Here is a 6,754-nt window from a genome sequence, read left to right on the forward strand (position 1 = left end):
GGCTGCCTGTTCCGACGGCTGGACGGGGGGCACCCATGGTAGGCGGTTCAGTGCGCGGCCACGGCCACCGCCCGGGTCGGGACATCGGCGAGCTGCGTGGGGCGTACGACGACGAGCAGGACGATCGTCGCCGCGACCATGCCACCGGCCACGACCGAGGCCATCGCCACGCTTCCGGTGCCGAGCATGCCCACCATCGGCGCCGCCAGCGCCCCGACGCCGAACTGCACCGCGCCGAGCAGTGCCGCGGCGGTGCCCGCCGCCTCCCCGTGCCGAGAGAGCGCCAGGGCGGGCGCGTTCGGCAGGGCGAGCCCACCCGCGGCGAGGACCACCCACAGTGACGCCAGGACGCTCGCGAGGCCGCCGAAGCCGGTCGCGGCGAAGACGAGCAGCACGATGCCGGCGGCGGTGCCCACGCCCAGGGCGGTGCTGAGGATGCGCTGCGGCGAGTACCGGCGCAGCAGCCGCACGTTCAGTTGGGTGGCCATGATCAGGCCGACGGCGCCCGCTCCGAAGGCCAGCCCGAACTCCTGCTCGTCGAGCCCGTACTGCTCCTGGAAGACGAACGACGACCCGGCCACGTACGCGAACAGCGCCGCCATGGCCAGCCCGGCGACCAGGACGAGCCCGACGAACGTACGGTCGCGCAGCAACGAGCCGTAGACCCGGACCGTCGCGGCCACCCCGCCGCCACGGCGTCGGGCGGGTGGCAGCGTCTCGGGCAGCCCGAACGCCGCGACCGTGACCAGCAGCAGGCCGAACACCGCGAGGGCCAGGAACACGCCCCGCCAGTCCGACCAGCGCAGAAGCTCGCTGCCGAGAGTCGGGGCCAGGATCGGCGCCACCCCCATCACCAGCATCAGGCGGGAGAACAGCTTGGCGAAGGCGGCGCCGTCGAAGAGGTCGCGCACGACCGCCATCGCCACCACGGAGGCGGCGGCGGCGCCCAGACCCTGCAGCACCCGCAGCGCGCCGATCACCTCGATGCTCGGCGCGACGACGCACAGCAGCGACGCCACGATGTGCAGCCCGATGCCGGCGAGCAGCGGGGCGCGTCGCCCCACCGCGTCGGACAGCGGGCCGATCAGCAGCTGACCGAAGGCCAGCCCGGCGAGCGTGCCGGTGAGCGTGAGCTGCACGGCCGCCGACGTGGTGTGCAGGTCCGCGGCGATGTCCGGGAGCGCGGGCAGATACATGTCGATGGTCAGCGGTCCGATCGCGATCAGCGAGCCGAGCACGAGGACGAGCCGCAGCCGCTGTCGGGGACCGACGAGGTCGGCGGAGACCTGGGGCCGCGACCCCTCGGTAGGTGCGGAGCCGGCGGTCACGAGGATCCCTCCGTCTCAGGGCGACGGACGGGCAGGAATGCGGAGATCACACCTGGCACCAACCGCTGGCGGGTGATCTCATTCCCCGCCTGGTCAGACGTAACTCAGCTCACAGCACTCGGCGGCCCGGCAGGGGTCGCGCGAAGCGCCCCGCGGCCGGGGTGCCGTGGCCGCGGGCCGTGGAGACCGCTCCTGTCACTCTGTGGCCCACGCCACATGCGGTTCCTGTCAGCAATCGGAGCGCCGTCCCGCTCATCACACAGCAAGCAAGCGAACCGACAGGAGCGACAAATGAAGCATCGCATCGTCGTCCTCGGCGCCGGCTACGCCGGGGCCTTCGTGGCCGGGAACCTGGCTCGCCGGCTGTCCCCGGCGGACACCGAGATCACGGTGGTCAACGCCGAGCCGGACTTCGTCCAGCGGCTGCGGCTGCACCAGCTCGCGGCCGGTCAGGAGATCGAGGCTCCGAAGCTCACCGATGTCTTCGCGGGCACGGGGATACGGCTGCGCCTGGCCCGTGTCACCGCTGTCGACCCCGAGCGCCAGTTCGTCACGGTGGCCGACGCCTACGGCGGCGGCGAGCTCGGCTACGACACGCTTGTCTACGCCCTCGGCAGCCGCGGCGACGACCGCGGCGTCCCCGGCGTGGCCGAACACGCCTTCGACATCGCCGCCCGGCCCTCGGCGCTACGCCTGCGCGAGCGCCTGGACAGCCTGGGCAGGCGGCGCGGCGGCGGCCGTGTGCTGGTCGTCGGCGACGGGTTGACCGGCATCGAAAGCGCCACCGAGATCGCCGAATCGCGACCCGGCCTGTCGGTGACGCTGATCGCCCGCGGCGAGCTGGGCGCCCGGCTCTCCGCCGGAGCCCGCAGCCACCTGCGCCAGGCCTGCGACCGGCTCGGCGTCACCGTTCTGGAGCACACCGAGGTCGAAGCTGTCGAAGCGACGCGGGTGCTGTGTGCCGACGGCACCGCCCTGGCGTCCGACGCCACCGTGTGGACGGCCGGGTTCGCGGTAAACCCCATCGCCGCCGCCAGCGGGCTGGCGGTCACCGAGAACGGCCAGATCGTCGTCGACCGCACCATGCGGTCGGTCTCGCACCCGAACGTCTACGCCGCCGGCGACAGCGCACACGCCATCGGCGACAACGGCCGACCGCTGCCGATGTCGTGCGCATCGGCCGGGCACACCAGCAAGCAGGTCATCGAGGCGATCATCGGACGCCTGACCGGCCGCAAGATCGCGACCGTCAAGATGACCTACACGGCCAACCACATCAGCCTCGGGCGGCAGGACGGAATCCTGCAGGCGGTCGACGACGAAGCGCTACCGAAGCCGAAGTACGTCGGCGGCCGCAAGGCCGCGCGGATCAAGTCGGGCATCCTCAGGATCTCGCTGTGGGCCACCTCGAACCCGACCTTCGGCCTGCCCACGCGCAGGCGCCACCTGACCGCCGCGCCACCTGCGTCCGTCGAGAAGGCGGCCGCGTAGCCGCCTAGGGTGGTCCGCGTGGACAGCGCCGCCACTGATCGCTTCGACACAAGTCGGTTCGAGGCCAGCCGGAACCGGCTGGCCTCGCTGGCGTACCGACTGCTGGGCTCCGCCGCCGACGCCGAAGACGCCGTGCAGGATGCGTTCCTGCACTGGCAGGCCGCCGACCGGCAGCGGATCAGGGTGCCGGAAGCATGGCTGACCAAGGTCGTCACCAACCTGTGCCTCGACCGGCTCCGCTCGGCACAGGTCCGCCGCGAACGCACCGTCGGCGCCTGGCTGCCCGAACCGCTCCTCGACGGCGACCCGATGCTCGGCCCGGCCGACACCTTCGAGCAGCGCGAATCGGTCTCCCTGGCCGTGCTGACTCTCATGGAGCGCCTGTCGCCCCTGGAGCGGGCCGTCTACGTCCTGCGCGAAGCGTTCTCCCACAGCCATACCGAGATCGCCGAGATCCTCGACATCACCGAGTCCGCAAGCCAGCAGCACCTGCACCGGGCGCGGCGGCGCATCACCGCCGCCCGCCGCCGCGGCGGTGGCGAGGTCGACCCGGCATCCGCCCGCAGAATCGTCGAGGAGTTCCTCGCCGCCGCCTCCTCGGGCCGCACCGAACGGCTGGTGGCGCTGCTCACCGACGACGCGACCGCGATCTCCGACGGCGCCGGCCTGACCGAGACGCTGCTGCGGTACGACACTCCGCAGCGCATCGCCGCCGTCGCACGGGCCGGCTTCAAACCCACACCCGCGAAGCGGCGATTCGTCGGCGGCACGCCCGCCATCCACTACGCGCTCGTCAACGGCGCCTCCGCCGTCCTCGTCGTGGTCGGCGACCAGGTCGTCGGCGCCGTGGCGTTCGACATCACCAACGGCAAGATCGCAACCGTACGCGGCATCGCCGCACCCACCCGCCTCGCCCGCCTCACCGGGGCCTGGCGGCAGCACGAACCGGGCACGCCGCTCATCGCCGAGTGGTGACCCGACGCCGAGGCGCCGGTGCGACGCGCCGACGCGGGGGGGGGCATCCTGCGTTCCCGGCCCTGCTCCGCGCAACGAGATCGACGACGCCGTCATCAACCGGTTGGCCCACCCCCCTGACGCTTTCTCGCTCCAGGGGTGGGCGCTGGTGCGGATCGCCCGGAACGGACGGGGCACGCCCCGCGCCCGGGGTTCCATGTTTCGCCACGCCGCGATCGGCACTGGCGGCATCATCTGCTGTTATGAGAAGAATGTCGGCTGCGATCGTGCTCCTGATCGTCGCCCTGGCGTCCGGCTGCGACGCGCCGGAGACGGAGACGACAGGCGGGCCGCCCAGCCCGTCCGTCGCCGCCACCCCCGGGCCGCGAACCACACTCACCGTGGTGGCGGCCGGTGACCTGCTCGTCCATCCCGCGCTCAGCGAGCAGGCCGCCGCCGACGCGCGCCGCGCCGGGCGCGACGGCCACGACTTCACGCGGGTGCTCGCCGCGATCCGCGCCCGGGTGAGCGCCGCCGACCTGGCCATCTGCCACATGGAGACTCCGCTGGCCGAGCCCACCGGCCCGTTCACCGGCTGGCCGAACTTCAGCGTTCCTCCCGAGCTGGCCGACGCCGCCGCCTGGGCCGGCTTCGACACCTGTTCCACGGCCTCCAACCATTCGCTGGACACCGGGGTCGAGGGCATCGCGCGTACCCTCGACAACCTCGACCGGGTCGGCCTGCGGCACACGGGCACGGCCCGGACCGAAGCTGAGGCCCGCCGCCCGAACGTCATCGACGTGGGCGGCGTCAAGGTCGGGCAACTCTCGTACACCTTGAGCTTCAACGGCATACCACTGCCGGCGCGGAGGCCGTGGGCGGCCAACCTGATCGACGCGGACGCCATCCTCGCCGAGGCGCGGCGGGCCCGCGTCGCCGGCGCGGAGATCGTCATCCTGTCGATGCACTGGGGGACGGAATACCAGCACGAACCGAACGCCGATCAGGTCGACCTGGCACAGCGGTTGTTGTCCTCGCCCGATGTGGACCTGATCGTCGGCCACCACGCGCACGTGGTGCAGCCCTTCGAGAAGATCGGCGCCAAGTGGGTCGCCTACGGCATGGGCAACCTGACCACCCGCTTCGGTGACGGCTCCGCGGAGGAGACGCAGGACGCCGTCCTGCCCGAGTTCACCTTCACCCGCACCGCACCCGGCCGGTGGGAGGTGACCGGCGTGAGCGTGCTCCCCACCTGGATGGAGTACCGGCCGGCGGCCCGCGTGGTCGATCTGACCGCCGCCCTGAGTGACCCCGGGCTGCCCGCCTGGCGGCGGGCGCACTACGCCGCGATCGTCCGGCGGATCAACGCACACATCGACCTACGGGGCGCCTTCTCCACCGGGCTGCGGATGCCGCAGTGAGCGCTCGTCGGATGGGGCGGCGACCGGACCACCCCTCGGCGGCGAGGTGAACGGCCGAGCTACAGTGCCGCCCAACTCGCACGTCGCCGCCTTCGGCGCCGTGGCCGGGTCTTGCCTTCGGCGGTAGGCGAATGATCCTCGCCAGTCGGATGGCGGCCACGTTCCTGCATTGCCGTGGCGGGGCTCCCCGGCCTCGTTCTCGCCCTGGTGCCCGCCATGAGGGACCCGGCACGTCTCGCTGAGCACCCGCACGGAAGCCGGGTTCCGCTGCAGTGACGCCGGCCTTTTTGCCGGTTTTATCGGCGTTACGGTCCTGTGTATGCAAAAGTCCCGTTATTCAACGCACGTCGGTGAATCTTCGTACGGCCGCCAGTTCGGCGTCGGCGAGACGCATCCGCGAAAGGGCACATCGTGACAGTCATTTCCATCCGTCATCCTCGGCGCGCGGTCGTGCCGGCGCTAGCAGCCGTCACCGCCGCCGCCGCGGCCATCGCCGTACTGATTCTCAGTGGAACCGGTGCCAGCGCCCAGCCAGCACCGGTCGGCCTGGGAACGGCGGCGAACTTCTCCGTGCTGGCCGGCTCCACCGTCACCAACACCGGCGACAGCTTCCTGGCGCAAAGCCTCGGCGTCCACCCCGGCAACACCGCCACCGGCTTCCCCCCGGGCACCGTCGCCGGCGAGATCCACCTCGCCGACGGCGTCGCCCAACAAGCCAAGGACGACCTGACCACCGCCTACAACAACGCCGCCGGTCGGACCCCGTTCACCCCCCTGGCCGCAGAGCTCGGCGGCGCCACCCTCACCCCCGGGGTGTACCGGATCGGCGCCGCACAACTGACCGGGACCCTGACGCTCAACAGCCAGGGCGACCCGGCGGCCGTGTTCATCTTCCAGATCGCCTCCACCCTCACCACCGCCCCCAACAGCAGCGTCGTGTTCATCAACGGCGCCTCACCCTGCAACGTCTACTGGCAGGTGGGCAGCTCGGCCACGATCGGCACGGGCACCCGGTTCATGGGCAACATCCTGGCCGCGACCTCGATCACCATGAACACCGGCGCCACACTGCAGGGACGCGCCCTGGCCCAGACCGGCGCCGTGACCCTCGACACCAACACCATCAACGCCCCCGTCTGCCTACAGCCGACAGGGACCCCGACGAACACCCCCACGGGCACTCCCACCGGCCAGCCCACCGGCACGCCGACGGGCACCCCGACCGGCACCCCGACGGGTCAGCCCACCGGCACGCCCACCGGCACCCCGACAGGCACGCCCACCGGCACCCCGACCGGCACTCCGACAGGCACGCCCACCGGCACCCCGACCGGCACCCCGACAGGCACGCCCACCGGCACCCCGACCGGCACCTCCGCACCCAGCCGCACAGCGCTCCCGGTGACGGGCAGCAGCGGCGGTAGTGCGCGGATACCGGTCCTGACGGCAGTCGGCAGCATCGCCGTCGCCACCGGCGCGGCCCTGCTGCTCCTCTACCGCCGCCGGACGTCCGAGTCCTGACCGGACAGTGGAGCCCCGGCGGCGGTAGAGGAGCAGCAG

Annotated in this window: 5 protein-coding genes; 4 read left to right on the plus strand and 1 reads right to left on the minus strand. The window is 72.3% G+C overall.

Annotated elements, in window-relative coordinates; translation table 11 throughout:
* Positions 1-47: 47 nt before the first annotated feature.
* Positions 48-1,253 carry a multidrug effflux MFS transporter gene (locus ACSNOB_RS23235; protein WP_436688564.1) on the minus strand — a complete coding sequence of 402 codons (1,206 nt, stop codon included), beginning with the start codon at positions 1,251-1,253 and terminating at the stop codon, positions 48-50.
* A gap of 366 nt (positions 1,254-1,619) precedes the next feature.
* Here ACSNOB_RS23235 and ACSNOB_RS23240 point away from each other — a divergent pair, with 366 nt between their 5' ends.
* The 4 genes from ACSNOB_RS23240 to ACSNOB_RS23255 all read left to right on the plus strand — a co-directional run bounded on the left by ACSNOB_RS23240 (position 1,620) and on the right by ACSNOB_RS23255 (position 6,715).
* Complete coding sequence (locus tag ACSNOB_RS23240; protein ID WP_436688559.1) at positions 1,620-2,819, plus strand: NAD(P)/FAD-dependent oxidoreductase; 1,200 nt, start codon at positions 1,620-1,622, stop codon at positions 2,817-2,819.
* A gap of 18 nt (positions 2,820-2,837) precedes the next feature.
* A complete protein-coding gene (locus ACSNOB_RS23245; RefSeq protein ID WP_436688560.1) occupies positions 2,838-3,794 on the plus strand; it encodes a sigma-70 family RNA polymerase sigma factor in 957 nt (318 codons plus the stop codon).
* A gap of 251 nt (positions 3,795-4,045) precedes the next feature.
* The gene (locus ACSNOB_RS23250; RefSeq protein ID WP_436688561.1) at positions 4,046-5,194 is read left to right on the plus strand and encodes a CapA family protein; all 1,149 of its coding nucleotides are present in this window, start codon (positions 4,046-4,048) and stop codon (positions 5,192-5,194) included.
* A gap of 450 nt (positions 5,195-5,644) precedes the next feature.
* Complete coding sequence (locus ACSNOB_RS23255; protein ID WP_436688562.1) at positions 5,645-6,715, plus strand: ice-binding family protein; 1,071 nt, start codon at positions 5,645-5,647, stop codon at positions 6,713-6,715.
* Positions 6,716-6,754 lie beyond the last annotated feature (39 nt).

The organism is Micromonospora sp. URMC 106, assembly GCF_051386395.1.
GTDB lineage: Bacteria > Actinomycetota > Actinomycetes > Mycobacteriales > Micromonosporaceae > Micromonospora.